Source organism: Comamonadaceae bacterium M7527, assembly GCA_021044545.1.
GTDB lineage: Bacteria > Pseudomonadota > Gammaproteobacteria > Burkholderiales > Burkholderiaceae_C > RS62.
Genome location: CP087990.1, coordinates 1,535,351 through 1,560,869, shown reverse-complemented (window position 1 = coordinate 1,560,869; position 25,519 = coordinate 1,535,351). Strand labels below are relative to the sequence as shown.

23 protein-coding genes and 4 pseudogenes are annotated in these 25,519 nt (G+C 58.1%); 23 read left to right on the top strand and 4 right to left on the bottom strand.

Features of this window, described 5'->3' with window-relative positions:
• Positions 1-21: 21 nt before the first annotated feature.
• Together LN050_07640 and LN050_07635 are read left to right on the top strand one after the other, a co-directional pair.
• A complete protein-coding gene (locus LN050_07640) occupies positions 22-759 on the top strand; it encodes a 1-acyl-sn-glycerol-3-phosphate acyltransferase (GenBank protein ID UFS57359.1) in 738 nt (245 codons plus the stop codon).
• A gap of 23 nt (positions 760-782) precedes the next feature.
• Positions 783-1,751 carry a M48 family metallopeptidase gene (locus LN050_07635; GenBank protein ID UFS55689.1) on the top strand — a complete coding sequence of 323 codons (969 nt, stop codon included), beginning with the start codon at positions 783-785 and terminating at the stop codon, positions 1,749-1,751.
• Here the strand turns inward: LN050_07635 and LN050_07630 are convergent.
• Positions 1,737-2,825, bottom strand: coding sequence for an MBL fold metallo-hydrolase (locus tag LN050_07630; protein ID UFS55688.1), 1,089 nt, complete (start codon positions 2,823-2,825; stop codon positions 1,737-1,739). The genes LN050_07635 and LN050_07630 overlap by 15 nt on opposite strands.
• 99 nt (positions 2,826-2,924) lie before the next feature.
• Between LN050_07630 and LN050_07625 the strand changes: the two genes are divergently transcribed.
• The 11 genes and pseudogenes from LN050_07625 (at position 2,925) to LN050_07575 (ending at position 13,819) form a co-directional block, all read left to right on the top strand.
• Positions 2,925-3,323 carry a MerR family DNA-binding transcriptional regulator gene (locus LN050_07625; GenBank protein UFS55687.1) on the top strand — a complete coding sequence of 133 codons (399 nt, stop codon included), beginning with the start codon at positions 2,925-2,927 and terminating at the stop codon, positions 3,321-3,323.
• Positions 3,324-3,428: 105 nt separating this feature from the next.
• Positions 3,429-3,902, top strand: coding sequence for a PaaI family thioesterase (locus LN050_07620; GenBank protein ID UFS55686.1), 474 nt, complete (start codon positions 3,429-3,431; stop codon positions 3,900-3,902).
• Positions 3,903-3,940: 38 nt separating this feature from the next.
• Positions 3,941-5,121, top strand: a pseudogene (locus LN050_07615) (isovaleryl-CoA dehydrogenase).
• Between the two features lie 57 nt (positions 5,122-5,178).
• Positions 5,179-5,838 carry a carbonate dehydratase gene (gene can, locus LN050_07610; GenBank protein UFS55685.1) on the top strand — a complete coding sequence of 220 codons (660 nt, stop codon included), beginning with the start codon at positions 5,179-5,181 and terminating at the stop codon, positions 5,836-5,838.
• 3 nt (positions 5,839-5,841) lie between these two features.
• Positions 5,842-7,665 (top strand): bifunctional isocitrate dehydrogenase kinase/phosphatase, encoded by a 1,824-nt coding sequence (aceK, locus tag LN050_07605; GenBank protein ID UFS55684.1) that lies wholly within the window; start codon positions 5,842-5,844, stop codon positions 7,663-7,665.
• A gap of 29 nt (positions 7,666-7,694) precedes the next feature.
• Positions 7,695-8,894, top strand: coding sequence for an acetyl-CoA C-acyltransferase (locus LN050_07600; GenBank protein ID UFS55683.1), 1,200 nt, complete (start codon positions 7,695-7,697; stop codon positions 8,892-8,894).
• A gap of 10 nt (positions 8,895-8,904) precedes the next feature.
• Positions 8,905-10,038: an acyl-CoA dehydrogenase family protein gene (locus LN050_07595; GenBank protein UFS55682.1), complete on the top strand. Its 1,134-nt coding sequence runs from the start codon at positions 8,905-8,907 to the stop codon at positions 10,036-10,038.
• A gap of 60 nt (positions 10,039-10,098) precedes the next feature.
• Positions 10,099-11,488: pseudogene (gene trkA, locus LN050_07590) on the top strand (Trk system potassium transporter TrkA).
• 7 nt (positions 11,489-11,495) lie between these two features.
• Positions 11,496-12,956 (top strand): TrkH family potassium uptake protein, encoded by a 1,461-nt coding sequence (locus LN050_07585; GenBank protein UFS55681.1) that lies wholly within the window; start codon positions 11,496-11,498, stop codon positions 12,954-12,956.
• 20 nt (positions 12,957-12,976) lie between these two features.
• Complete coding sequence (locus LN050_07580; protein UFS55680.1) at positions 12,977-13,396, top strand: rhodanese-like domain-containing protein; 420 nt, start codon at positions 12,977-12,979, stop codon at positions 13,394-13,396.
• Positions 13,397-13,411: 15 nt separating this feature from the next.
• Complete coding sequence (locus LN050_07575; protein UFS55679.1) at positions 13,412-13,819, top strand: hypothetical protein; 408 nt, start codon at positions 13,412-13,414, stop codon at positions 13,817-13,819.
• Between the two features lie 29 nt (positions 13,820-13,848).
• On the opposite strand, the gene LN050_07570 is transcribed toward LN050_07575, so the two are convergent.
• Positions 13,849-14,889: an AraC family transcriptional regulator gene (locus tag LN050_07570; protein UFS55678.1), complete on the bottom strand. Its 1,041-nt coding sequence runs from the start codon at positions 14,887-14,889 to the stop codon at positions 13,849-13,851.
• Positions 14,890-14,995: 106 nt separating this feature from the next.
• Here LN050_07570 and LN050_07565 point away from each other — a divergent pair, with 106 nt between their 5' ends.
• The 6 genes and pseudogenes from LN050_07565 (at position 14,996) to LN050_07540 (ending at position 21,522) form a co-directional block, all read left to right on the top strand.
• On the top strand, positions 14,996-16,603 hold the full coding sequence (locus tag LN050_07565) for a methylcrotonoyl-CoA carboxylase (protein ID UFS55677.1): 1,608 nt from the start codon (positions 14,996-14,998) through the stop codon (positions 16,601-16,603).
• A gap of 19 nt (positions 16,604-16,622) precedes the next feature.
• Positions 16,623-17,423, top strand: a complete 801-nt coding sequence (locus LN050_07560; GenBank protein UFS55676.1) for an enoyl-CoA hydratase/isomerase family protein — start codon at positions 16,623-16,625, stop codon at positions 17,421-17,423.
• 2 nt (positions 17,424-17,425) lie between these two features.
• Positions 17,426-19,468 carry an acetyl/propionyl/methylcrotonyl-CoA carboxylase subunit alpha gene (locus LN050_07555; protein UFS55675.1) on the top strand — a complete coding sequence of 681 codons (2,043 nt, stop codon included), beginning with the start codon at positions 17,426-17,428 and terminating at the stop codon, positions 19,466-19,468.
• Positions 19,469-19,499: 31 nt separating this feature from the next.
• A complete protein-coding gene (locus tag LN050_07550) occupies positions 19,500-20,441 on the top strand; it encodes a glyoxylate/hydroxypyruvate reductase A (protein UFS55674.1) in 942 nt (313 codons plus the stop codon).
• Positions 20,442-20,477: 36 nt separating this feature from the next.
• Positions 20,478-21,386, top strand: a pseudogene (locus LN050_07545) (hydroxymethylglutaryl-CoA lyase).
• Positions 21,387-21,432: 46 nt separating this feature from the next.
• Positions 21,433-21,522, top strand: coding sequence for a hypothetical protein (locus LN050_07540; protein ID UFS55673.1), 90 nt, complete (start codon positions 21,433-21,435; stop codon positions 21,520-21,522).
• A gap of 26 nt (positions 21,523-21,548) precedes the next feature.
• Here LN050_07540 and LN050_07535 read toward each other — a convergent pair whose 3' ends face one another.
• Positions 21,549-22,583 (bottom strand): LLM class flavin-dependent oxidoreductase, encoded by a 1,035-nt coding sequence (locus LN050_07535; protein ID UFS55672.1) that lies wholly within the window; start codon positions 22,581-22,583, stop codon positions 21,549-21,551.
• A 79-nt stretch (positions 22,584-22,662) separates the two neighbouring features.
• Between LN050_07535 and LN050_07530 the strand changes: the two genes are divergently transcribed.
• The 3 genes and pseudogenes from LN050_07530 (at position 22,663) to LN050_07520 (ending at position 24,382) form a co-directional block, all read left to right on the top strand.
• Positions 22,663-23,325 carry a LysE family transporter gene (locus tag LN050_07530; protein UFS55671.1) on the top strand — a complete coding sequence of 221 codons (663 nt, stop codon included), beginning with the start codon at positions 22,663-22,665 and terminating at the stop codon, positions 23,323-23,325.
• Positions 23,326-23,413: 88 nt separating this feature from the next.
• Positions 23,414-23,671 carry a DUF1289 domain-containing protein gene (locus LN050_07525; GenBank protein UFS55670.1) on the top strand — a complete coding sequence of 86 codons (258 nt, stop codon included), beginning with the start codon at positions 23,414-23,416 and terminating at the stop codon, positions 23,669-23,671.
• A gap of 13 nt (positions 23,672-23,684) precedes the next feature.
• Positions 23,685-24,382: pseudogene (locus LN050_07520) on the top strand (2-hydroxychromene-2-carboxylate isomerase).
• Positions 24,383-24,391: 9 nt separating this feature from the next.
• Here LN050_07520 and LN050_07515 read toward each other — a convergent pair.
• The gene (locus LN050_07515; GenBank protein UFS55669.1) at positions 24,392-24,793 is read right to left on the bottom strand and encodes a VOC family protein; all 402 of its coding nucleotides are present in this window, start codon (positions 24,791-24,793) and stop codon (positions 24,392-24,394) included.
• A gap of 198 nt (positions 24,794-24,991) precedes the next feature.
• On the opposite strand from LN050_07515, the gene LN050_07510 reads away from it, so the two are divergent.
• The gene (locus LN050_07510) at positions 24,992-25,429 is read left to right on the top strand and encodes a universal stress protein (protein ID UFS55668.1); all 438 of its coding nucleotides are present in this window, start codon (positions 24,992-24,994) and stop codon (positions 25,427-25,429) included.
• Positions 25,430-25,519: the final 90 nt, after the last annotated feature.

The following is a 25,519-nucleotide window of genomic DNA, read 5'->3' as shown; positions in this document are numbered from 1 at the left end:
CCTTCTCTTTTAGCCGTCAGCATTGCGTTTGTGCGCTCACTGGTGCACGCCTTGTGGATGGCTTTGACGGTGGTGCCTTGGGCCATGGTGGTGCTGGTCAGTGCGCCGTTTTTAAATGGCACGCAAATTTACTGGCTGTGCACGGGCTGGCTGCGTCTGGCGGTTACGGGTGGCCATGTCATTTTGGGCATTCAAAACCGCGTCACAGGTTTTGAAAACCTGCCCACAGCTGATGACAGCCAGGCCATTTTGTTGCTCAAGCACCAATCTACGTGGGAGACTTTTTCTATGCCCACGCTGATGCCTCACCCCTTGGCCTATGTATTCAAGCGTGAGCTGTTGTTCGTGCCATTCTTTGGTTGGGCCATGGCGCGCATGGACATGATTCACATAGACAGGCGCAAGCGCTCACAGGCATTTGCCAAAGTGGTCGAGCAGGGGCGCCGTCTGTTGGCGCAAGGCACTTGGGTGATCATGTTTCCAGAGGGCACGCGCGTAGACAGAGGCCAGGTTGGCACCTATAAAACGGGTGGTACCAAGCTGGCGGTGCAGACAGGCGCCCCTGTCATTCCGGTGGCGGTAACCTCAGCCAAGTGCTGGCCGCGCAAGGCGTTCATCAAGTACCCAGGTGTGGTGGACATCGTGATTGGTCAACCCATACCTAGCGTTGGTCGACAGCCAGACGAACTGATGGTGCAGGTGCAAACCTGGATTGAGTCCGAAATGCGCCGTCTGGATCCTGAGGCTTACCCCGCCTGATGTGGCGCGGGGCGGTGCGCGCTGTGTCTGGACAACTTGGTTTTGACTGGGGCGACGCTGAGCCACAAGCAAAGCCGCTGCCTTCGGTTGACACGCCAGCGGCTATGCCACCCAAGGCCTTGACCAAGCCTGCAGGGCCTGTCGAGCGCGGCGATGACTTTGCGCAAGTGGTGGGGTTGGCCAGCTGGCAGCATCCGTTGGCCAATCGGCAATTGCGCCTGCCCACCGCGCAGCTGGGCTACCACCTCAAACGCGGCAAACGCAAAACAGTAGGCATGAGTGTGGGCATTGAGGGCGTGACGGTGAATGCCCCACGCTGGAGTACGGTGGGCGACATTGACGCGGTGTTGTTGTCCAAGGCGGAGTGGCTTATCGCCAAGCTGCAAGCCATGCAAGCGCGCGGCAAAGAGCTGGCCAGCGCGCATATCAAATGGGTAGACGGTGTGCGACTGCCAGTGCTGGGCTGCACGGTTCAGGTCACGCTAGACCCGTCACACCAGTTTGTTCAAAGCGGCCACGCCTTGTGCACCACCAGCGGAGAGTTTGTCACCTGGCAAAACGACCACTGGCAAGCCAATGGCCAGGCTGTGGCGCCAGGTGAGGCCTTGAGATTGTTTGTGGCACTGCCGCAAGCGGCCACCGCCAACCAATTGCGAGACATCACACAAGCCTGGCTGATGCGTCTGGCCACACTTGTGTTTGGCCAACGTTTGGACCACTACGCCCAAACGCTTGGCGTGCGCTACACACAACTCAAGCTGTCAAGCGCCAGCACGCGCTGGGGAAGTGCTACCAGCCAGGGCCACATTCGGCTGAACTGGCGCCTGGTGCACGGGCCCTTGTCTGTGGTGGACTATGTGGTGGTGCATGAGTTATCTCACCTGCGTGAGATGAATCACGGTCCACAATTTTGGGGCACGGTCGCCAGCGTCATGCCCGAGTTCGAGCACCACCGCGACCACCTCAAAAGCTTGCAACTACCCGTTTGGTAGTGCGGTCCAGTGCCACACGCCGTCTTGTTGGTAGCGGCGCACCTTGCCGTCAAACCACAGCTTGTGCAAGTGCGCCACTGACTCGCCCATGGCGAAAGTGGTCTGGTGTAAATCCAGCTCGCGCTTGAACAACACCTGCAACGCAGACGCAGCGGTCATGGGCTGCTCTACGCAGGCTTGCAATACCTCGGCCAGTCTGTCTCGATGATGGTCCAGCAACTGCGTGATGCGCTCGTGCAGGCCCACAAATGGTTTGCCGTGTGAGGGCAATATGCGCACGGTATCTGGTAACAGGCGCATGCGCTCTAGTGAGTCCAGGAACAGCTGAAGCGGGTTGCCCTCGGGCTCGCTGGCATACACGCTGATGTTGGTGGAGATGCGCGGCAGCATCATGTCGCCGCTGATGAGTACGTCTAGGTCGTCGCAGTACAAGGCGATGTGTTCGGGCGCGTGGCCGTAGCCTACTATGCAGCGCCAGTTGCGCTCGCCAATGCGCACGTTCATGGCGTCCAGCAAGCGCGTGTGGGCTTTGGGTACCTTGGGCACCAGAGAGCCGTAGTAGTTTTGTCTGGCGCGCACTTTGGCCACGTCGTCTGGGTTGTTTAAACCGTGAGCGGCAAAAAACGCAGCGGCATCGTGACCACCAAACCCGGTGCCACCTGCGCTGCCAATGTGCGCCATGGAGAAGTCCAGGCTGCTCATCCACAGCGGGCACGAGTAGGCGGGTGTTGACCAGTGCTCAACAAGCCAGTGAGCCAAACCCACGTGGTCGGGGTGCATGTGCGTGACCAGCACACGCAGCACGGGCAGGCCGTCCAGTGCGGTGTCAAACAGGTGCAGCCACTGCTCGCGTGAGCTGGGTGCGTCTATGCAGCAGTCCACAATGCTCCAGCCGTCGGTCATCACGCCGTTGACGTCCAGGCGGTCGCGCAGCAGCCACAGGTTGATGTGGTTGAGCGCAAATGGCAAGGCCATGCGTACCCACTTCACGCCAGGTGCGACTTCCAGCGCCTCGGTGGTGCTGGGCAGTCTGTCGCCCAAGGGGTAGTGCAAGCGGGCTTCAAGTTCGTTCATGGTGTTTGCCTTAAGATGCACCTGATATTGGGATTGACGTTTACGTTAACGTCAGTGTTGCATTCATTTTAAGAAGACCACCGCAGGACATATGTCGCCATGGCAGCGCTCACCTACACCATTAGCGACCTCGCTAAAGAGTTTGACCTCACTACCCGGGCTATTCGGTTTTACGAAGACATGGGCTTGTTGCAGCCCGAGCGCAGCGGCGCAGGTGGCCGGGTGCGTATTTATTCAGCGCGCGACCGTACGCGGCTAAAGCTCACGCTGCGCGCCAAGCGCTTGGGGCTTAGCTTGTCTGAGGCCAAAGACATCATAGACACCTACGACAGCCCGCGTGACACAGCGCCTCAGTTGCAAAAATTTTTGCTGATCCTGGCGCAGCACAAGGCGCAGCTGCAAGAACAGCTGTCAGACCTGCAAGCCAACCTGGACGAAATCAAAACCCACGAAAAAGAGGCCAAGGCTTTGCTGAGTAAGGTTAAAGCCACGGCTTGACCCATCACGCGCATCAGTGCCCACGCTGATAAGGCGTGGCGGCAGACATTTTCGGCATAATGCAGATTGACGTTTACGTAAACGTCAATCAAAATAACGGCCGATATGACCTCACACCAACACCCAGACGAAGAAAGCCTCGCACCAGTTGATGGGCTTTCGCCCATGCGGCGCGTGCAGCAAAGCTTGGAGCGCCAAGGCATGATGCGCGCGTGGGGCGTGCGTCTGGAGCACGCAGACTTGGGCACTTGTGCGCTGCACATGCCGTTTTCGGATGCAGTGAGTCAGCAGCAGGGCAGTTTTCACGGCGGTGCCATGGGTGCATTGGCGGACATTGCAGGCGGCTATGCCGCACTCACTGTTGCGCCGCCAGACTGTGAAGTGATGACGGCTGAGTACAAGATCAACTTTTTGGCGGCCAAAACCGGTGGCAGCTTGCAGGCTTTGGGCACTGTGGTGAAGGCCGGCAAGCGTTTGCTGGTGGCCACTGCCGAGGTGACGCACGTGGCAGACGACGGTACGCGCACCGTATGTGCGCTGATGCAGCAAACCTTGGTGCCTGTGCCCAAGACCTACTAAAACGCATAACTTGCAGACAGACTTTTCAGGAGACACCCATGAGCAATTTACCCGGTTTGAACTTTGACCTTGGCGCAGACATTGACGCACTGCGTGACGCCGTGCACGACTTTGCCCAAGCAGAGATTGCCCCGCGTGCGGCACAAATTGACCGTGACGACCAGTTTCCCATGGACACCTGGCGCAAGATGGGCGACTTGGGGCTACTGGGCATGACAGTGCCCGAGGCCGATGGCGGCACTGGCATGGGCTACCTCGCGCATATGGTTGCCATGGAGGAAATCTCGCGTGCCAGCGCCTCCGTGGGCTTGAGCTATGGCGCGCACAGCAACTTGTGTGTGAACCAAATCAACCGCAACGGCACGCCAGAGCAAAAAGCCAGGTACTTACCCAAACTCATGAGCGGCGAGCACGTGGGCGCCTTGGCCATGAGTGAGCCGGGCGCGGGCTCGGACGTGATCAGTATGAAGTTGCGCGCTGAAGACAAGGGTGGCTACTACGTGCTAAACGGCTCCAAGATGTGGATTACCAACGGCCCAGACGCTGACACCTTGGTGGTCTACGCCAAAACAGAGCCCGAGTTGGGTGCGCGTGGGGTGACAGCCTTTTTGATTGAAAAAGACATGAAGGGCTTTTCTGTAGCCCAAAAACTGGACAAGCTGGGCATGCGCGGCAGCCATACGGGGGAGCTGGTGTTTAACAATGTAGAGGTGCCGGAAGCCAATATATTGGGGGGCTCAACATGGGCGCCAAGGTGCTGATGAGTGGCCTTGACTACGAGCGCGCAGTGCTGTCTGGCGGGCCGCTGGGCATCATGCAAGCGGTCATGGACAACGTGATTCCCTACATTCACGACCGCAAGCAGTTTGGTCAAAGCATTGGCGAGTTCCAACTCATTCAGGGCAAAGTGGCGGACATGTATACCGTGCTGCAAGCAGCGCGCTCATTTGCCTACACAGTGGCTAAAAACCTAGACGCCTTGGGTGTGGAGCATGTGCGCCAAGTGCGCAAGGACTGCGCATCCGTCATTTTGTGGACGGCAGAAAAAGCCACCTGGATGGCCGGCGAAGGCATTCAAATATTTGGTGGCAACGGTTACATCAACGACTACGACTTGGGCCGCTTGTGGCGCGACGCCAAGCTGTATGAAATTGGTGCGGGTACCAGCGAAATTCGCCGCATGTTGATAGGGCGTGAGTTGTTTGCTGAAACGTGTTGAACCGGGCGAGGCGAGCCTTGTAAGAAAAATGTGCCAACGTAGCGCGACAATGTCGGTATGACCAAATCTCTTAGCGACCTCTTTGACCACAACCGCCAGTGGGCGGCCGACATGCAAGCCCACAACCCGGGTTTTTTCACGCGGCTTAAAAACCAGCAAAAGCCCAAATACATGTGGATTGGCTGCTCGGACAGCCGCGTGCCTGCCAACCAGATTACCGGGCTGGAGCCGGGTGAGGTGTTTGTGCACCGCAACGTGGCCAACGTTGTGGTGCACTCAGACCTGAACGCTTTGTCTACGCTGCAGTTTGCCGTAGAGCGCCTTAAAGTGCGTCACGTGATGGTTGTGGGGCACTACGGCTGCTCTGGCGTGCAAGCTGCGCTTGAGCGGGCACGCATTGGGCTGGCAGACAACTGGTTGCGTCACATACAAGACGTGCGCGACCAGCATCAAGACCTGTTGGAAGCCATAGCCCAGCCTCATCGCATGGACGCCTTGTGCGAGCTCAACGTAATCGAGCAAGTGCTCAACGTGTGCCAAACCACGGTGATGCAAGACGCGTGGCTGCGTGAGCAAAAGGTAACCGTGCACGGCTGGGTGTATGGCTTGAACGACGGCTTGCTGCAAGACTTGCACATCACCGTTGATGACTCTGTTGCGCTGGACACCAGTTACCGTCAAGCCGTTGCCAACGTGGCCGCGGCCAAGCGAGGTTAAGCCATGCCCAACAGCAACACAGCACAAAAACTAGACTCCAGCGTGGCCTTTGACATGGCCAACGCCTTGTTGGATGGCTTTAACCGCCACTACCGTTTGTTTAGGGCCGAATCTGCCAGGGGCAAGCACCGTTTTGAGACCCAGGACTGGGCCGCACAACAACGCGGGCAGCGTGAGCGCATCGAGTTTTATGACTTGCGCGTACGCGAGGCTGTTACCCGCCTGGAGCGTGAATTCAAAGCCAGCGAAAAATCGTTTGCCGTGTGGCAGCAAGTGAAGCTGCACTTTGTGGGCTTGCTCATAGACCACCACCAGCCCGAGTTGGCCGAGTCGTTTTTTAACTCTGTGACCACCAAAATTTTGCACAGGGGTTACTTCAACAACGATTTCATTTTTGTACGCCCTGCAATCAGCACCGAGTACATAGACAACGCCAACCCAGCCAAACCGACATACCGGGTCTACTACCCCACGCAGCACAGCATGCGCGACGACGTTACGCGCATCGTGACCGACTTTGAGTTGCAGTGCCAATGGGATGATTTGCAACGCGACATTGACTGGCTGCAACAAGCCATGCTGGCCAGGTTCGACCACCACAGGTTGCGGCCCAACTTTCAGTTTCAAGTGCTGTCCAGCTTGTTTTTTAGAAACAAGGGGGCGTACATCGTTGGCAAGGTCATCAATGGTTTTCAAGAGGTGCCATTTGCCATAGCGGTGTTGCACAACGAGCAAGGCAAGTTGCACCTGGATGCGGCCTTGTTCAGCGAAGACGACTTGCTGATGTTGTTTAGCTTTGCCCGCGCCTACTTCATGGTTGACATGGAGATACCGTCGGCCTACGTACAGTTTTTGCGCAGCATGATGCCGCGCAAACCGCGCACAGAGTTGTACAGCGCCCTGGGGCTGGCCAAGCAGGGCAAGACGCTGTTTTACCGCGACTTTTTAGCGCACCAACGCCAAAGCACAGACCGCTTCCGAATAGCGCCTGGTATCAAGGGCATGGTGATGCTGGTGTTTGACCAGCCCAGTTTTCCGTTCGTGTTCAAGGTCATCAAAGACTATTACCCGCCGCAAAAAGACACTACCCGCGAGCAAATCAAGGGCAAGTATTTGCTGGTCAAGCAACACGACCGCGTGGGGCGCATGGCCGATACGCTGGAGTATTCAGACGTGGCCTTTCCGCTGTCGCGATTTGAACCCGAGTTGATTGAAGAAATCAAAAAATTTGCGCCCAGCCAACTGGAAATCAGCGATACCAATGGCGACGGCAACATGGAGGTGGTGATTAAGCACGTCTACATAGAGCGGCGCATGATTCCGCTCAACATTTACCTGCAAGAAGCCTTTGATGCCTTGCAAGTCAATGACCAGGACGCGCGCGCTTGGGACCAGCTCAATCAGGCGGTGGTGGAGTATGGCAACGCCATCAAGGACCTGGTGGCTGCCAACATCTTCCCTGGCGATATGTTGTGGAAAAACTTCGGCATCACCCGCCATGGCAAGGTGGTGTTTTACGACTACGACGAAATCGAATACATCACAGACTGCAATTTCCGCCGCGTGCCTGCCCCGCGTAACGAAGAAGATGAAATGTCTGGTGACATTTGGTATTCGGTAGGCCCCAAAGACGTGTTCCCAGAGACATTCGCGCCATTTCTACTAGGCAACCCCAAAGTGCGCAGCGTCTTTATGAAGCACCACGCAGACTTGTTGGACGCCGCCTTTTGGCAAGACCATCAAGCCCGTATCAAAGAGGGCCACGTGCACGACGTCTTCCCGTATGAGGCATCTAGCCAACTGCGTCGCATGGTCGCGCAGGCTTAACAACAACCCCGCATCAACTGGAGATCAACATGTCAACCACCACACAAAACGACCCAGTCGTCATCGTCAGCGCGGCGCGCACGCCAATGGGGGCATTTCAAGGTGACTTTGCGTCCCTGTCTGCACACGACTTGGGCGGCGTCGCTATTGCCGAGGCCGTCAGGCGCGCTGGCATTGATCCGGCCGTGGTGGGCGAGTTGTTGTTTGGCAACTGCCTGATGGCTGGCCAAGGCCAGGCGCCTGCACGCCAAGCGGCGCTCAAAGGTGGCTTGCCGCTGTCAACGGGGGCGGTTACCCTGTCCAAAATGTGTGGCTCAGGCATGAAGGCCACCATGCTTGCGCACGACATGTTGCTGGCAGGCTCTGAGAACGTGATGATTGCCGGCGGTATGGAGAGCATGACCAACGCACCCTACTTGCTGCAAAAGGGCCGCGGTGGCTACCGCATGGGTCACGACAAAATTTACGACCACATGATGCTGGACGGTCTGGAAGACGCCTATGAGGCGGGTCGTTCTATGGGTACTTTTGGTGAAGACTGCGCTGCCAAATACAACTTCACCCGTGAAGCGCAAGACGCCTTTGCCACAGAGTCTGTCAAGCGTGCGCAAGCTGCAAGCAGCAATGGTGTGTTTGCTGCCGAGATTGCGCCCGTGACTGTGAAAGACCGCAAAGGCGAGCGCGTGGTAAGCATTGACCAAGGCCCGGGCAGCATCAACACCGACAAAATACCAACCCTGCGCGCCGCCTTCAAAAAAGACGGGGGCACCATTACCGCTGCCAGCTCGTCGTCTATTAACGACGGCGCAGCGGCCTTGGTGCTGATGCGCGCGAGTCAGGCTGAAAAGCTGGGCGCAGCGCCATTGGCACGCGTGTTGGGCCACGCCACACACGCGCAAGAACCCAACTGGTTCACCACCGCGCCTGTTTTTGCCATGCAAAAGTTGCTGACCAACACAGGCCTTGTGGTTGAGGACATTGACTTGTTTGAAATCAACGAGGCCTTTGCTGTGGTGCCCATGGCAGCCATGGCCGACATGAATATTCCACACAGCAAAGTCAATGTGCACGGTGGCGCTTGTGCCTTGGGCCATCCCATTGGTGCCAGTGGCGCGCGCATTATTGTCACGCTGCTCAATGCGCTAAAGCAACACGGTGGCAAGCGTGGCATGGCGTCTTTGTGCATTGGCGGGGGCGAAGCCACCGCCATGGCATTTGAATTGATCTGAGGCTGGCGCTATGTTGTTAAACGATGACCAGCGCATGGTGCAAGAGGCTGTGCGCGCTTTCGCCCAAGAGCAGCTGTGGCCCAACGCCGCCATTTGGGACAAAGCCCATACATTCCCCAAAGAGGTTCACAAAGGGCTGGCCGAGCTGGGCTGTTACGGCATTTGCGTGCCCGAAGAGCTGGGTGGTGCAGGCCTGGACTACGTCAGCCTGGCTGTGGTGCTAGAAGAAATAGCAGCCGGTGACGGCGGCACCAGCACCGTCATCTCGGTGACCAACTGCCCGGTGAACGCCATACTCATGAAAGACGGCAATGCCCAGCAGCAGCGCGATTGGCTAACACCCCTGGCGCAAGGCGAGATGTTGGGTGCTTTTTGCTTGACCGAGCCCCATGTGGGCAGCGATGCCTCGGGCTTGCGCACCACGGCCGTGCGGGATGGCGATCACTATGTACTCAATGGCGTCAAGCAGTTCATCACCAGCGGCCAAAATGCCGACGTGGCCGTTGTGATCGCTGTCACCGACAAGGCGGCCGGCAAACGGGGCATGAGCGCGTTTTTGGTGCCCACCAAAGCTGAAGGCTATGTGGTGGCCAGGCTGGAGGACAAGCTGGGCCAACACTCCAGCGACACTGCACAAATCAATCTGGAGAACTGCCGTGTGCCAGTGGAGAACCGCTTGGGCGAAGAGGGCGAGGGTTACCGCATTGCCTTGGGCGCGCTTGAGGGTGGACGCGTGGGCATTGCCGCACAAAGCATTGGCATGGCCAGAAGTGCCTTGGAGTGCGCGCTCACCTATGCCAAGCAACGCGAGTCATTTGGCCAGCCCATTTTCAACCACCAGGCTGTTGGCTTCAAGTTGGCCGACATGGCCACGCAAATAGAGGCTGCTCGCGCCCTCACATTGCACGCAGCCGCCATGCGAGACGCCGGCATGCCTTGCCTCAAAGAAGCCGCCATGGCCAAACTGTTTGCCAGTGAAATGGCCGAACAAGTGTGCAGTCAGGCTATACAAATACATGGTGGCTATGGCTATGTGAGTGACTTTCCGGTAGAGCGCATTTACCGCGACGTGCGCGTGTGCCAGATATACGAAGGCACCTCTGATGTGCAGAAAATCCTGATTCAAAGGGCCTTGGCCGGATAACGCAACTTCGCCGGCTGCACATCGTACGAAGTCTCTGGCTTGCCCCTAGAATCGCTTTCTATGAAGATACTTATTCTCGGGGCTGGCCGCGTAGGGGAAAGCGTAGCCGAAAGCTTGGCGTCTGAGCGCAACGACATCACTGTGATCGACACCGATGGCGCGCGGCTGCGGGCCCTGGAGGAGCGCCTGGATTTGCGTGGCGTGGTCGGTAATGGCATACAGCCGTCTGTCTTGCGTCAAGCCGGCGCTGACGATGCCGATATGGTGATTGCTTGCTCCGCCATGGACGAGACCAACCTGGTCGTGTGCAAAGTGGCGCACGATGTCTTTGGTGTACCAACCACCATTGCGCGCTTGCGCTCTAGTGAGTTTCAAGAAGGTGACGAGCTGCTGTCGCGTGCAGGCTTTGCCGTTGACCACGTGATTTGTCCTGAAGAGTCGGTGATGGACTACATACACCAGCTCATTCAATACCCAGAGGCTTTGCAGGTGCTGCATTTTTCGCAAGAGCGCGCCAGTATGGTGGCCGTTCGGGCAGTGTCTGGCAGTGCGTTGGCGGGCCACACCTTGGGTGAGTTTAAAGAGCTGTTCCCAGAGGCTGAAATGCGTGTTGTTGCCATTTATCGCAACAGATACGCCATGCCCAATACGGCCAATACGCGCATCCTGGAGGGTGACGAGGTTTTTGTATTGGCTGACAAACAGAAACTTCGCGCCGTTTTATTTGCCCTTCATAAACGCGACAGGCCTGTACAGCGCGTCATGATTGCAGGTGGCGGACGCGTTGGTATGCGTTTGGCAAAAAGTCTGGTTGGAGACTACCACGTCAAAATCATTGAGCGCGACAAGAAGCGGTGTGATTTTTTGGCAGAGCAGTTGCCCAGCGATGTCCTGGTATTGCAAGGTGACGTGGCCGACGCGGATTTGCTAGAGGAAGAGAACGTAGGCGAAATGGACTTGTTTTTGTCGCTCACCAATGACGACGAGGACAACATCATGTCCGCCATGTTGGCCAAGAGAATGGGGGCGCAACGCGTGATGGCGCTCATCAACAGGCGCCTATGCCGAGATGATGGAAGGCTCCACCATAGACATTGCCATATCCCCTGCGCAAACCGTGATTGGCGAGTTGCTGGCCCACTTGCGCCGTGGTGACGTGGCCGCGGTACACAGCTTGCGCCGAGGCGCTGCCGAAGTGTTGGAGGGTGTCGCGCGTGGCGATATCAAGACGTCCAAGTTGGTGGGGCGCAGGCTTGAGGAAATCAAGCTGCCCAAAGGCGCCAGCATTGGCGCCATCGTGCGCGGCGAGGGTAGGGACTCGGAGGTGTTGATGCCCCACCATGACACACTCATTGAGGCAGACGATCACATCATTGTGTTTATTCCCAACAAGCGCTATGTGCGCGACGTGGAAAAGCTGTTCCAAGTCAGCGCCACATTCTTTGGCTAGGGCTGGCATGTACGATTTCAAGCCAGTATTGGCCGCACTGTCTCGCGTGCTGATGGTGTTTTCACTCACGTTTTGGGTGCCATGGGCATGGTCCTGGTGGGGAGACGAGCACCGCTTGCAAGAAGTGTGGCTGATTGGTTTTGCCGCAACCTTCATCAGCGGTGGCCTGCTGATGTGGCGCACGCAAACGCACAGGCGTGAGCTCATGCCCAAAGACGGCTTCATGTTGGTGAACCTGGTCTGGGCGGTGCTACCCGCTTTTGCTGCCTTGCCCCTGTGGCTGGGCGTAGACCGCATGGATTGGACCGATTCTTACTTCGAAGCAGTCAGTGGTCTAACGGCGACGGGTGCCACCGTGCTGACAGGCCTGGACGACTTGCCACTAAGCATCAACATTTGGCGTACGTTTTTGCAGCTGTTTGGTGGCTTGGGCATTATGTTGCTGGTGGTGGCGGTGCTGCCCTTGCTGGGTTTGGGTGGCGTGCAGCTGTACAAGGCCGAAACACCTGGCCCCATGAAGGACGCCAAGCTCACCCCGCGCATTGCTGAGACGGCGCGCGGCTTGTGGGGCGTCTATTTTGTGCTGTCCCTGGGGTGCTTCTTGGGCTACCGCTGGGCAGGCATGAGCTGGTCTGACGCCTTTATGCACATGAGTACCACGGTGAGTTTAGGCGGCTTTTCGTCGCACGACGCCAGTATGGGGTACTTTGAGTCCATGCGTGTTGAGGGCGTGGCCATGGTGTTTATGCTGCTGGCCGGCATCAGCTTTGCGCGCTACTTTATTGTGTGGCGTATGCGCTCTGTGATGAGTTTGGTGCACGACATGGAGGTGCGCAGCTATCTGGGCGTGATTGTGGTGAGTATTGGTTTGGTCAGCTTGCTGCTGGCGGCTCACAACACGGTAGACAGCTTTCCCGAGGCATTGCGCGTGTCGGCGTTTCAGGTGATATCGGTTGCAACGACAACGGGTTACTCATCGGCCGACTATGCCTTGTGGCCGGCTTTTGCGCCGGTATTGTTGGTGTTCCTGGGCTGCTTTGTATCGTGTGCAGGCTCCACTGGTGGCGGCATCAAGATGGTGCGCATGATCATGCTGGTCAAGCAAGCGCGCCGCGAGCTGGTGCGGGCCATTCACCCGCGCGTGGTGAATCCAGTGCACATTGGCGGCGAGTCCATCAGCAACGGCGTGCTGATGTCTGTCATGGCGTTCATGTTGATTTATGGCGCCACCATCATTACGCTTACCATGGTGTTGCTGTACACCGGTATGGACATGATCACCGCGTTTACTGCGGTTGTGGCCTGCGTCAACAACATTGGCCCGGGTTTGGGTGAGGTGGGTCCTGCAGGTAACTTTGGCGGTTTGACAGATTTTCAAACGTGGGTGTGTACCTTTGGCATGATGCTGGGACGCTTGGAGTTGTTGTCTGTGCTGGTCTTGTTTACCGCGCAGTTTTGGCGCAAATAGCGCTGCATTGGAGCTAAGTCATGGCAATTACAAAAGGCTATCAGGCGCTGGTTAACGAAGCCATGGCGCAAGTCACCACCTATACGGTGGCCGACGTTGTGGCGCGCATGGGCTCGGACGCGGGTTTGCAGTTGGTAGACATTCGCGACATACGCGAGTTAACGTCAGGCGGTACAGCCTTGGACGCTGTGCACGCGCCACGCGGTATGTTGGAGTTTTGGGTGGACCCAGCTTCGCCTTATCACAAGCCTTTGTTTGCGGATGAATCCAAAGAGTTTGTGTTGTTTTGCGGTGCAGGCTGGCGCAGCGCCTTGGCGGCCCAAACCTTGCAGGACATGGGTATGACCAACGTGGCCCATATTGACGGCGGCTTTGCCAGCTGGCTGGCCGCCAACGCACCCACAGAAACATTAGAGCAGCGCAAGGCCAGGCGCGCCTGATCACTGCTGCCAGTCATGCCAGTCAAGCCTGCCGATAAACGCAGTCAACCCTGTCCATGCGGGCAAATCAAGACCGTACACAAACCGCAGCTGTTTGGTGATTGTTGTGCACCGCTGCTGGCCGGCCATGCGGTGGCTGACACCGCGCAACAGTTGATGCGCTCTCGCTACACCGCCTACACCTTGGGTGACATGGCGTATGTGGCCAATACCTGGCATGCCAGCACCAGGCCCGCAGACCTCACGCCAGATCCGTTCACGCAGTGGCTGGGTCTAGAGGTTAAAGGCCATCACACGGAGGGTGACCACGCTGAGGTGAGTTTTGTAGCGCGTTACCGCGTTGCAGGCAAAGGCCAGCGTATGACAGAGCGCAGTCGCTTTGTGCGAGAAGGTGGGCGATGGTGGTATGTTGAAGCGCTTTGATGCGCAACGCGTTGGCGGGCATTTCAACATCAATGCGATCCATTTCGAAACTGCCTGGGCGACTGCCCAAACGCTTGTCCAAACGCCCGGGTAAAGCTTTTTTCATTTTCAAACCCACAGTGGCTGGCCACTTGCTTGATAGGCCAGTCGTGGCTCAGCAGCGCTTGCTGCGCCAAGCGCATGGCGTGCTTGGTTTTGAGTTGTTGCCAGGTCGCGCCCTCATCGCGCAGCTGCCTAAACAAGCTGCGCGCAGACATGTTCAGTTGGTCGGCAACGTCGTTGGCGGTCAGGGCTCTGCTGTGGTTGTGCAGCAACCGTTGCACTTGCTGCACCAGCAATCTGTCGCGCCTGTAGTGGCGCACCGTTAGTGGCAGCGCGCGTTGCAGCATGGCGTTTAAGTCTGCTTCGCTGCGGCGCAGTGGCAAGTCCAGGTAACTGCCAGACAAGCGCATGCAGGTATGCGGTGCATCAAAGTGCACTTCGCACGGAAACAGAACGGCGTAAGCGCCGGCATGTTGCGGCGTGGCACATGCAAATGCAGCGCTGTGCAGGTTCAGGCGCGAGTCAACCGCCCAGCTGCAAAACCCCAGCAAGTTGCGCAGCAAGGTGACGTGGCAAAACTCCTGGTACTCGGGTGCTACGCCATGGTCTATCAAGTGCACGTCCACCAACCCGTTCACTGAGGCGCCGACATTGAGTGTGACGCGATTGGTGAGCAAGCCATGGTGACGGCACCACCTGTGCATGGCGGTGCCCAAGTTGGGCGCGCCCATGGATGCACGCGCCAGCATGCCGTAGCTTCCCCAGGGCAATGCACGCTCAAACCAGCCCAGTGCTTCATCGTTCAGGGCGCGCATGGCCCAGTCGCTGGCCACTTCCATTTGCGAGGCGGTGACCGTGGCTTTGGTGTTGCGCACAGAAGCTGGCGTAATTTGTGCTTGCTGTAGCCATTTGTCTGTGTCAAGGCCAGCGTCTTGCAAAGCCTTGAAAATACAAGCGATGTAGGCCATTGGAGTGGCTGATTGCCCCCCGTTGGGTTTACCGTAGGTGTGCGTGTTGCCTGAAGTCATAAGTCATTGTAGTGGCGCAATTTGCAACTTTATAGGCGGCACAAGTGTCTGTTGCAGGGGTAAGCTGTAGGCAATGTTCAGCCCATTTTTTGTAGGACAAGGTGCCATGCCTCAATTGCGCAGCCAGCTCAACCCCAGAAGTGCAGAGTTTCAAGCCAATGCCGCCGCCATGCAGGCGGTTGTGGACGATTTGAAAGCCGTAACAGCACAAACCACAGCAGGCGGTGGTGAAGCGGCCAAAGCCAAGCATGTGGCGCGCGGCAAGCTGCTGCCCCGTGACCGCGTGCTTGCTTTGCTCGATGCGGGCTCACCGTTTTTAGAGCTGTCGCCCATGGCGGCTTACAACATGTATGACAACGCCGCGCCTGCCGCAGGCGTTATTACGGGCATAGGCCGGGTCAATGGCGTGGACTGTATGGTGGTGTGCAACGACGCCACAGTCAAAGGCGGCACCTACTTTCCCATGACGGTGAAAAAACACTTGCGCGCCCAAGAAGTGGCGCAGCAAAACAACTTGCCGTGTGTCTATTTGGTGGACTCGGGCGGGGCCAACCTGCCCCAGCAAGACGAGGTGTTTCCGGACCGTGACCACTTTGGCCGCATCTTTTACAACCAGGCCAATATGAGCGCTCAAGGCATAGGCCAGGTGGCTGTGGTGATGGGCAGCTGCACAGCGGGTGGTGCTTATGTGCCTGCCATGAGCGACGAGACCATCATTGTTAAAAACCAGGGCACCATTTTTTTGGGCGGTCCGCCGTTGGTGAAAGCTGCCACTGGTGAGGTGGTGAGTGCTGAAGATTTAGGTGGTGGTGATGTGCACACGCGCTTGTCTGGCGTGGCCGACCACTTGGCCAACGACGATCACCATGCGTTGGCGTTGGCGCGGCAAGCGGTGGCCAATCTCAACATCACCAAAACCATGCAAGGTGCAACACGCCCACCCGCACCGCCTGCGTTAGACGCCAAGGAGTTGTACGGCGTGATTCCCACGGATACGCGCAAGCCATTTGATGTGCGTGAGATCATTGCGCGCGTAGTGGACGACAGTGCGTTTGACGAGTTCAAAGCCCGCTTTGGTCCTACGTTGGTGTGTGGCTTTGCCCACATTGAGGGCATGCCTGTGGGCATAGTGGCCAACAACGGCATTTTGTTTTCTGAGTCGGCGCAAAAAGGCGCGCACTTTATTGAGCTGTGCTGCCAGCGCAAAATCCCGTTGGTGTTTTTGCAAAACATCACTGGTTTTATGGTGGGGCGAAAAGTGGAAAACGAAGGTATTGCCCGCCACGGCGCCAAGATGGTCACGGCTGTGGCTTGTGCCCAGGTGCCCAAGTTCACCGTCATCATTGGTGGCAGCTTTGGCGCAGGCAACTACGGCATGTGTGGCCGTGCCTTCAACCCACGTTTTTTATGGATATGGCCCAACGCGCGCATCAGCGTAATGGGGGGCGAGCAAGCCGCTGGTGTGCTGGCTACCGTGAAGCGCGACGGCATAGAGGCCAAAGGCGGCACTTGGAGCGCCGAGGAAGAAGCCGCCTTCAAGGCGCCTGTTTTACAGCAATACGAACATCAAGGCCACCCCTACTACGCCACCGCGCGCTTGTGGGACGACGGAGTGATTGACCCTGCGGACACCCGCCGCCTGCTGGCGCTGGGCCTGAGCGCTGCGCACAACGCGGCAATACCTGAGACACGCTTTGGCGTGTTTCGCATGTGAGTGCGCCATGAGCAACGAGATGCAAACTTTAGATATTCGCCGGGTTGGCGGCGTGGCCCATGTGTACCTCAACCGCCCAGAGGTGCGCAACGCCTTTAACGACGACGTCATTGCCGAGCTGACGCATACATTCAAGACACTTGCCGACGATGAGCAGCTGTTGGCAGTTGTGTTGGGTGGTCATGGCAAGGCATTTTGCGCCGGTGCAGACCTGAACTGGATGCGCGCCATGGCCGACTACAGCTGGGAACAGAATCGCGCCGATGCCCAAGCCTTGGCCGACATGCTATGGACTATTTACAGCTGCCCAGTGCCTGTTATTGCACGCTTGCAAGGCGATTGTTATGCGGGTGGCGTGGGCTTGGCCAGCGTGTGTGATGTGCGCGTGGCTGCCGCAGGTGTGCAACTTTGCCTCAGCGAAGCCAAGTTGGGTTTGCTGCCCGGCACCATTGCGCCATACGTGGTGCGCGCCATGGGAGAGCCAGCGGCCAAGCGCTATTTCGTCACAGCAGAGCGCTTCAGCGCCGAGGCGGCGCAAGGCTTCGGCATGTTGCACGAGGTGGTCGCGGCAGAGCAGCTGGACGCCACCATACAAACCATGCTGGACGCCATAACCGCAAACGGCCCCAAGGCCACGCGCGCGTGCAAGGCGCTGGTGCAAGAGGTGGCGGGCGCATCCATCACCAGCGCGTTGCGCGCGCGCACGGCAGAGCTGATCGCTGACATTCGCGCTACCGACGAGGGCCGCGAAGGCGTGCAGTCGTTTTTAAACAAACGCAAGCCCAATTGGCTTGCGTCAACGCCAACCAGTGAGACATGAGCATGGCGCAATTTACAAAAATACTCATAGCCAACCGTGGCGAAATTGCCTGCCGGGTGGCCACCACGGCACGCCGCATGGGCATACAAACCGTGGCTTTGTATTCAGACGCTGACGCCAACGCGCAGCACGTCAAAGCCTGTGATCAAGCCGTGCATATAGGCGGCAGCGCACCGGCTGACAGCTACCTGCAATGGCAGCGCATTCTCGATGCGGCAGTTGCCACAGGCGCACAAGCCGTGCACCCGGGCTACGGTTTTTTAAGCGAAAACGATGCGTTCGCCGCGGCATGTGCCAAAGCTGGACTGGTCTTTATTGGCCCCAAACCTGCGTCTATGTTGGCCATGGGCTTAAAGGCCGAGAGCAAGCGACTGATGGAGCAAGCGGGTGTGCCTTTGGTACCAGGCTATCACGGCAGCAACCAGGATCCCGCATTTTTAAAAGCCAAAGCCGATGACATGGGCTATCCGGTGCTTATTAAAGCCAGCGCAGGAGGGGGCGGCAAGGGTATGCGTATCGTCCAGGCCAGTGCTGACTTTGCAGAGGCTTTGGACTCGTGCAAGCGCGAAGCCATCAACAGCTTTGCCAATGACGCAGTGTTGATTGAAAAATATGTACAACGCCCGCGCCACATAGAGATACAAGTGTTTGGTGACAGTTTTGGCAATTGCGTTTATTTGTTTGAGCGCGACTGCTCTGTACAACGCCGCCATCAAAAAATACTGGAAGAAGCGCCCGCGCCTGGCATGACGGCCAGCATGCGCCAGGCCATGGGTGAGGCCGCCGTAGCTGCAGCCAGGGCTGTGGACTATGTGGGTGCAGGCACCGTGGAGTTCATCGTTGAGCAACCCACAGTGGGTGAGGCTGGCGAGATGCGCTTTTATTTCATGGAGATGAATACACGCTTGCAAGTAGAGCACCCGGTGACAGAGGCCATTACTGGCCTGGACCTGGTGGAGTGGCAGTTGCGTGTCGCTGCAGGCGAGCCATTACCTTTGACGCAAGACCAGGTGCGCATGCAAGGCCATGCCATTGAGGCGCGGATTTGCGCCGAAAACCCCAATCAGCAGTTTTTACCAGCCACCGGCACCCTGGCCCACTTTGGTGTGCCTCAAGCCGCACGCTTTGAGCTGGCCGGTGCCAGCGGTGTGCGCCTGGACACCGGTGTGGCGCAAGGCGATACCATCTCGCCCTTTTACGACTCCATGGTTGCCAAGCTCATTGTATGGGGCTCAGACCGAGAGCAAGCGCTGGCCAGGTTGGATGCTGCCCTAAGCGAGATGCACATTGTGGGTGTGTCTACCAACGTGGCGTTTTTGCGTGATGTGGTGCAAAGCGTGTCATTCAGTCAGGCCAATTTGGACACGGCACTCATTGAGCGTGAGCGCGCCAACCTGTTCAAAACCAACACGCTTGGCCTGTTGCGCGCAGTAGCCGCCGTGGTGGCCGACGCGCTGCACCAGGAGCAGGCGCTGATAGGCGCAGACCCATGGAGTGCACGCGACGGCTGGCAAACCACTGGCCTGGCCGCCAGGCACTGGGCGTTGCAGTGGCTTGTTGGTGAGCAAGTGCATGACGTTAAAGTCAGCCTGCAGGCCCAGCAGATTACGGTGGCGCAGGGCGATAGCGTCACGCAACACTCTTTTGAATGGCGCGCCGCAGTGGGCAGCAGCGCCAATTCAGCCGTGTCGGTTTGCATAGACGGCCAATGGCTGGATGCCACAGTGGTGGGCGCTGGCGCGCAGCGCTTTGTGTTTGCGCGCAGCGGCCAAGCTGTGCTGAGCGTTATAGATCCGCTGGCTGCTGCTCAGCAAAGTGACGACGCGGCAGGCGGGCTCAACGCACCCATGCCAGGCAAGGTGGTCAGCATAGCGGTCAAGGCGGGCGACCAGGTCACCAAGGGGCAAGTGCTTGCCGTGATGGAAGCCATGAAAATGGAGCACAGCATTGCCAGCCCGCGCGACGGCGTAGTAGGCGAGGTGTTGTATGCCGTGGGCGACCAGGTGGCAGAAGGCCAAGCGCTACTGACTGTGCAAGACCGGTAAATTGGCGCGTTTGTAGCGCTATGCTCACACCATGAACATTACTTTTTGCTGCACCCATACCAACCCCAAAGCGTGGTTGGCCGAGCTTGGCGCGGCCTTGCCCCAGCACACCATTACGCTGTGGAACGACAAAGACCCCGCTGGCAATCCAATGGCCCAGGCCGCCGTTGTATGGGCGCCGCCCCAAGCGTTTTTTGACCAGCAAACGCAGCTGAAGGTGGCCTTTAACCTAGGTGCTGGCGTGGATGCCTTGTTACAGAAAAAACTACCACCAGAGCTGGCTGTTATTCGTTTGGACGACGCGGGCATGTCGGTGCAAATGGCCGAGTATGTGATGCAAGCGGTGGTTCGCCACTTCAGAGAGTTTGCGGCCTACGAGCAAGAGATGCGCGAGGGTGAATGGTCATTCAAGCGCCCGCGTGAGCGCAGCGAATTTACTGTGGGCGTCATGGGGCTGGGCGTGCTGGGTCAGCGCGTGGTGAAAGCTTTGCAGCACTTTGAATATCCTGTCGCCGGTTGGAGCCGCAGCGCCAAAACCCTGGACGGCGTGCGCACTTTTGCTGGCCTTGAGCAGCTGCCCAGCTTTATGCAAGCGTGCTCGGCGGTGGTGTGTTTGCTGCCTCTTACGCCTGACACCATGCACTTGCTGCGCCGCGACACGCTGATGCATTTGCCATCGGGTGCTTACCTCATCAACGTAGCGCGCGGCGACCATGTGGTGGAGGCTGATTTGTGCGCCATGCTCGATAGTGGGTATTTGGCGGGTGCCACGTTAGATGTTTATGCCACCGAGCCGCTACCCGCTGATCACGCCTTCAGAACACACCCCAGGCTAACGTGCACGCCACATGCTGCTGCGCGTACCTTGCGCGCGCAGTCTGTGGCGCAAATTGCAGGCAAATTCAAACTGTGGCTAGACGGCACACCGGCGGCGCAACTCAGCGGTTATGTTGACCCCACGCGTGGTTACTAACCAAATAAAAGCAACAGCAAGGGCAAAAGACCACACATGAACTATCCCAGCCACGTGCACATCACAGAGGTAGGCCCCAGAGACGGCTTGCAAAATGAAAAAACCATGGTGGCGATTGCGCATAAGCTGGGCCTTATTGAGCGCTTGTTAAAAGCCGGTGTGCGCCACTTTGAAGCCACCAGTTTTGTGAGCCCCAAATGGGTGCCGCAAATGGCCGATGCCGCCGATGTGATGGCTGGATTGCGTGCGTCGTCTTTATCCCAGCTTGTCAAGCCGGCCACCGTTAGCGTACTCACCCCCAACATGAAAGGCCTGGAGGCAGCCTTGGCCGCAGGCGCACAAGAGGTGGTGGTGTTCGGCGCGGCCAGTGAGGCCTTTAGCCAAAAAAACATCAACTGCGCCATAGCCGAATCCATGGCCATGTTTGAGCCCGTGGTGGCCGCCGCACATGCGGCAGGCGTGGCCACGCGCGGCGCGATTTCTTGCGCGGTAGGCTGCCCCTATGAGGGCGAGGTAGTGCCCGCCAAAGTGGCCGAGGTTGCGGGCATGATGAAAGCTATGGGCGTGCAGCGCATTGCCGTGGCAGACACCATAGGCGTGGGCACACCTCGCACTGTGCAAGCCGCGATGGAGGCCGCACTCAAACACTACGATCTGGCGTGCGTGGCGGGACACTTTCACGACACCTACGGCCAGGCGTTGGCCAATACATTGGCCGCTTTGCAAATGGGCATCAGCCACTTCGAGTCGTCTATTGCAGGCTTGGGTGGTTGCCCTTACGCCAAAGGCGCGACCGGTAATGTGGCAACCGAAGACGTGGTCTACATGCTGCACGGCATGGGCATTAGCACCGAGTTAGACCTGGACAAATTGGTAACTGCTGCCGACTACATCAGCCAAGCGCTGGGCCGTAAACCCAACAGCCGTGTGAGCGTGGCCATGCTGAATGGTGACGCGCCAACAAACGCAGATAGACGCGCTGGTGGCGCAAGTGCTCACCTTGAAAAAACGCGTGCCTGAGTCTGGTGACGCTGGCGGCGAATTCAGAAGCCTGCGCGACGACTTGCCGCCGCACTACTGAGGGCGCGGTAGCCGCTGCGAGACGGCCTAGTCCAACAACAACGCCTCGGGTGTACTCGCCACTTGCTGGATAGCCTGCGCTGCAATATCCAACGACCGCAGCCTGAGACTTGGGTCAAACACATCGCTGACCAGCACAAATTCATCAGCTTGCGTGGCCTCAAACAGTTGTTGAAACCCGTTTTGCACTGTGTCTGGCCCGCCAATAACGGCGGCAGCCAAAAAGTCGTCAATTGCAGCTCTGGCGTTGGCGGGCAGGCTGGCCAGGAAGCCGTCGCGCGGCGGTGGCAGTTGGCCGCGCTGGCCGGTGAGTATGCCCAGCACGCGCTGGTAGGTGCTGCTGGCCAGGTAATCGGCCTCCTGGTCTGTGGGGGCGGCGATGAGCGGCACACCTATGGCGACATAAGGTTTGGCCAGTTGGGCGCTGGGCCTGAAGGTGCTGCGGTAAATGGCGATGGCTTGCAGCAACATGCGTGGCGCAAAGTGCGAGGCAAACGCAAACGGCAAACCGCGCTGCGCCGCCAGTTGCGCAGAAAACAGGCTAGAGCCCAATAACCAGATGGGCACGTTGGTGTTGGTGCCAGGCGTGGCGGTAATGCTGTCACTGTCTTGCACCGGCCCCAGCAGACGCTGTAGCTCGGTCACATCGTTGGGAAAGTCTTGCTCAGTCTCTGGTCTGTCGCGTCGCAGCGCGCGCATGGTGGCGCGGTCTGTACCGGGCGCACGACCAAGGCCCAAGTCAATGCGGTTGGGGTACAGCTCGGCCAGCGTGCCAAAGGCTTCAGCCACCACCAGCGGTGCGTGGTTGGGCAACATAATGCCGCCAGACCCCACGCGTATGCGTTGTGTGCCCCCAGCCAGGTGCCCGATCAGTACGGCGGTTGCCGAGCTGGCAATGCCGCTCATGTTGTGGTGTTCGGCCAGCCAGTAGCGGGTAAAGCCCAAGTGCTCGGCATGCTGTGCGGTTTGCAGCGCCACATCCAGTGCTTGTCGCACTGTGCCGCCCTCGCGCACAGCGACCAGGTCCAGCATGGAGAGTTTTGGGGTTTTGCTATCAGTCATGTGTCCATTGTCATATTTTTAGCGTCGTCGTGCAGTCGCCAACAGGCTGCAAGCCTGCACTAGCCGATACACTCTCACCATGGAATTGCATGTTTGGTTGGCCTACTTTGCAGCGTGTTGGGTGATTGCGGTGTCGCCCGGCTCAGGTGCGGTCATCTCTATGAGCCATGGCTTGGCCTATGGCGTAAAAAAAGCCTCGGCAACTGTGCTGGGTTTGCAGCTGGGCCTGTCGGTTGTGTTGCTGATTGCGGGAGCAGGCGTAGGCGCCGTATTGGTGGCTTCGGCCAATGCGTTTCTGGTGGTGAAAGTAGTGGGTGCGGCTTACTTGTTTTACTTGGGCGTCAAGCAGTGGCGCGCCGCCGTGACCAGCGACGAGTCGGCGGTAGCAGACGCCACGCAGGCCACCACAGAGGGTTTGAGCAAGCGCGTACCCAGCACACGCGAGCGCGTACTCACAGGTGTGTTTACCAACCTGTCCAACCCCAAAGGCATTGTGTTCATGGTGGCTGTGCTGCCGCAGTTTATTGATCCCGGCAAGTCGCTTGCGTTGCAGCTGCTTATCTTGTGTCTCACCATGAATGCCGTGGATACGGTCGTGATGCATGGCTATGCCTACCTGGCGTCTCGCCTGCAGGCGCTGATGCGCTCGGCCAAGGCCCAGCGCAACCAAAACCGCCTGTTTGGCGGCGTGCTGATGCTGATGGGTACCAGTTTGCTACTGGTGCGCCGTGTTGCGACTTGAAGGGACGCTGCGTTAAAGACCGCTTGGCCAACGCGGGCGTGCCGCGGTGGTGACCGCAGGCTGCGACAAGCCGCAGCACAATCAAGCCATGGCCGACTCAAACAACAACTTAGCCGACTCATTGGACAGCCGCTGGCAGCGTGCCCAGCGCCTAAACCCCAGCGCGGTGCCGTCGCCCTGCGTGGGTGTGTGCACCATGAGTGCGGTAACACCGCAACAGCCTTTGTGCGGTGGTTGCTACCGAAACCTGGATGAAATTGCGCGCTGGGGCGGCATGAGCAATGACGCCAAGAAAGCCTTGTGGCAGACATTGCTGGCGCGAGAGGCCGCTCAGTTTGACGATTAAGCCAGCACAGCAGATGCCATTAGATTTTTACTTTGATCCTATCTCGCCATACGCCCATTTGGCGTTCGAGCATTTGCCAAAAGCACTTGAGGGCTTGAGCGTAAGCGTGTCTTACAAGCCGGTGTTGTTTGGCGCCATGCTGGCCGCCAATGGCCAAAAAGGCCCTGCGGAAATTGCAGGCAAGCGCGAGTGGACTTATAGGCAGGTGCTGTGGCAGGCGCAGCGTTTGGGTGTGACCATGGCTATGCCTGCCAGCCATCCGTTCAATCCATTGGTTTTGCTGCGCACTGTGTTGGGCGCAGCTGACGACAATGGTTGCGTTAACCGCTACAGCGCAGAGCTTTCACTGCGACACGTGTGGGCCAGTGCTGAGGCTGGACAGACGGCAGGTTTAGACCCCAACGACGCTGCGCGTTTGCAAGCCTTGAAGCCCAGTTGCAACAACATGTGGCCACCAGAGGCGATGCATGGCGTGATGCAGACTGGGTAAAAGCGCGTTTGCGCACCAATACCGAGCAAGCGCTGGCCGCAGGTGTGTTTGGCGTGCCAACGGTTGTAGCCCATAACGCGCAAAGCCAGCCACAAGCCCGTGTGTTTTGGGGCTTGGACGGCTTGGATATGTTGGCCGACTACTTGCGTGGTGGAGACTGGTTTGCCGGCAACGCTTGGCACCAGGCGGGCGCCATACCCGTGGGTATTACGCGCGCTTAGCGTTGGGGTTTAAGCCGCTTTTGGTACGCGGTACAAAGCGCACAACTTGTTGCCGTCTGGGTCAAGCACATACGACAAATGCATGGCACCCATAGCGCCTTCACGCAGGCCCGGTGGGTCTTCAATAGACGTGCCGCCGTGCGCGACTGCCGTATCGTGAAACGCCTTAACCTGTTCAGGTGAGGTGCATTTAAAGCCCAGGGTGCTGCCGTTTGCCGGGCTCGCTGGTTGGTCGTTGATAGGCTGTGTTACGCCAAATGTGCCGCCGTCGTGGCGGTAGAACAAGCGGGTGTGGCCTGTTGGGCTTTTGTTCAGCGCAGGCTCTCCAACACCCAAGGTGCCCAGCACCGCATCGTAAAAACGCTTGGCGCGCTCTATGTCGTTGGTGCCTACCATGACGTGGTTAAACATGGTTTATCTCCTGAAAGTGGTTTCGCTGCATATGCTAGCCACAATCCAAAGCACTGGCAGTCGCCAAAGTTGCCGCGCTTGAGCGATGTCAATGGCGTTTGACACAGCGCAACGCAGCTTCTTGCAGTGGCCCTACACTGGCAACGAGGGCCGGCAAAGTGGGTTTTTGCTGGTCAGTTCACTGAAAAGGAGTCTTTCATGTTCAAGAACATTTTGTTGCCTACCGACGGATCAGACAAAGCCTTGGTGGCTGCGCGCAAAGCAGTAGAGCTGGCCAGCATACACAACGCCAGCATGGTCTCTGTGGTGGTGATTGACCCGTTTCCTTACATTGGCCTGGGCGAGGCGTCTGCTTTTGGTTTGCAGGCCTACCTCAGCGAGGCGCAGGCGTCAGCCAAGCAGTCATTGGCCAAAGTGCGAGAAATTGCCGAAGCCGCAGGCGTGCCATTCAAGGCCGACACCATAGAGCGCAACGCGGTTTATGAGGGCATTCTGGACACCGCCAAGGCTGAAAACTGCGATCTCATCGTGATGGGCTCTCACGGGCGCAGCGGCGTGAAGGCGTTGATATTGGGCAGCGAAACCCAAAAGGTGCTCACCCACAGCGAGGTGCCCGTGTTGGTGGTGAAGTCTTAATGGACTGTCTTGGTTGACACGACCAAATCCCAACCGTACCTATTGCGTCTTTCTACAACGCACATTTCTGCAGGTTGACCCTTTGCGTCG

Bases quoted from the DNA above. Each gene is read 5' to 3' on its own strand.
- LN050_07560 (UFS55676.1), top strand. From the start codon at position 16,623: ATGCAAACTTTAGATATTCGCCGGGTTGGCGGCGTGGCCCATGTGTAC.
- LN050_07510 (UFS55668.1), top strand. From the start codon at position 24,992: ATGTTCAAGAACATTTTGTTGCCTACCGACGGATCAGACAAAGCCTTG.
- LN050_07565 (UFS55677.1), top strand. From the start codon at position 14,996: ATGCCTCAATTGCGCAGCCAGCTCAACCCCAGAAGTGCAGAGTTTCAA.
- LN050_07550 (UFS55674.1), top strand. From the start codon at position 19,500: ATGAACATTACTTTTTGCTGCACCCATACCAACCCCAAAGCGTGGTTG.
- LN050_07585 (UFS55681.1), top strand. From the start codon at position 11,496: ATGTACGATTTCAAGCCAGTATTGGCCGCACTGTCTCGCGTGCTGATG.
- LN050_07580 (UFS55680.1), top strand. From the start codon at position 12,977: ATGGCAATTACAAAAGGCTATCAGGCGCTGGTTAACGAAGCCATGGCG.
- LN050_07535 (UFS55672.1), bottom strand. From the start codon at position 22,583: ATGACTGATAGCAAAACCCCAAAACTCTCCATGCTGGACCTGGTCGCT.
- LN050_07575 (UFS55679.1), top strand. From the start codon at position 13,412: ATGCCAGTCAAGCCTGCCGATAAACGCAGTCAACCCTGTCCATGCGGG.
- LN050_07525 (UFS55670.1), top strand. From the start codon at position 23,414: ATGGCCGACTCAAACAACAACTTAGCCGACTCATTGGACAGCCGCTGG.
- LN050_07630 (UFS55688.1), bottom strand. From the start codon at position 2,825: ATGAACGAACTTGAAGCCCGCTTGCACTACCCCTTGGGCGACAGACTG.
- LN050_07600 (UFS55683.1), top strand. From the start codon at position 7,695: ATGTCAACCACCACACAAAACGACCCAGTCGTCATCGTCAGCGCGGCG.
- LN050_07515 (UFS55669.1), bottom strand. From the start codon at position 24,793: ATGTTTAACCACGTCATGGTAGGCACCAACGACATAGAGCGCGCCAAG.
- aceK (UFS55684.1), top strand. From the start codon at position 5,842: ATGCCCAACAGCAACACAGCACAAAAACTAGACTCCAGCGTGGCCTTT.
- LN050_07625 (UFS55687.1), top strand. From the start codon at position 2,925: ATGGCAGCGCTCACCTACACCATTAGCGACCTCGCTAAAGAGTTTGAC.
- LN050_07530 (UFS55671.1), top strand. From the start codon at position 22,663: ATGGAATTGCATGTTTGGTTGGCCTACTTTGCAGCGTGTTGGGTGATT.
- LN050_07555 (UFS55675.1), top strand. From the start codon at position 17,426: ATGGCGCAATTTACAAAAATACTCATAGCCAACCGTGGCGAAATTGCC.
- LN050_07595 (UFS55682.1), top strand. From the start codon at position 8,905: ATGTTGTTAAACGATGACCAGCGCATGGTGCAAGAGGCTGTGCGCGCT.
- can (UFS55685.1), top strand. From the start codon at position 5,179: ATGACCAAATCTCTTAGCGACCTCTTTGACCACAACCGCCAGTGGGCG.
- LN050_07620 (UFS55686.1), top strand. From the start codon at position 3,429: ATGACCTCACACCAACACCCAGACGAAGAAAGCCTCGCACCAGTTGAT.
- LN050_07570 (UFS55678.1), bottom strand. From the start codon at position 14,889: ATGACTTCAGGCAACACGCACACCTACGGTAAACCCAACGGGGGGCAA.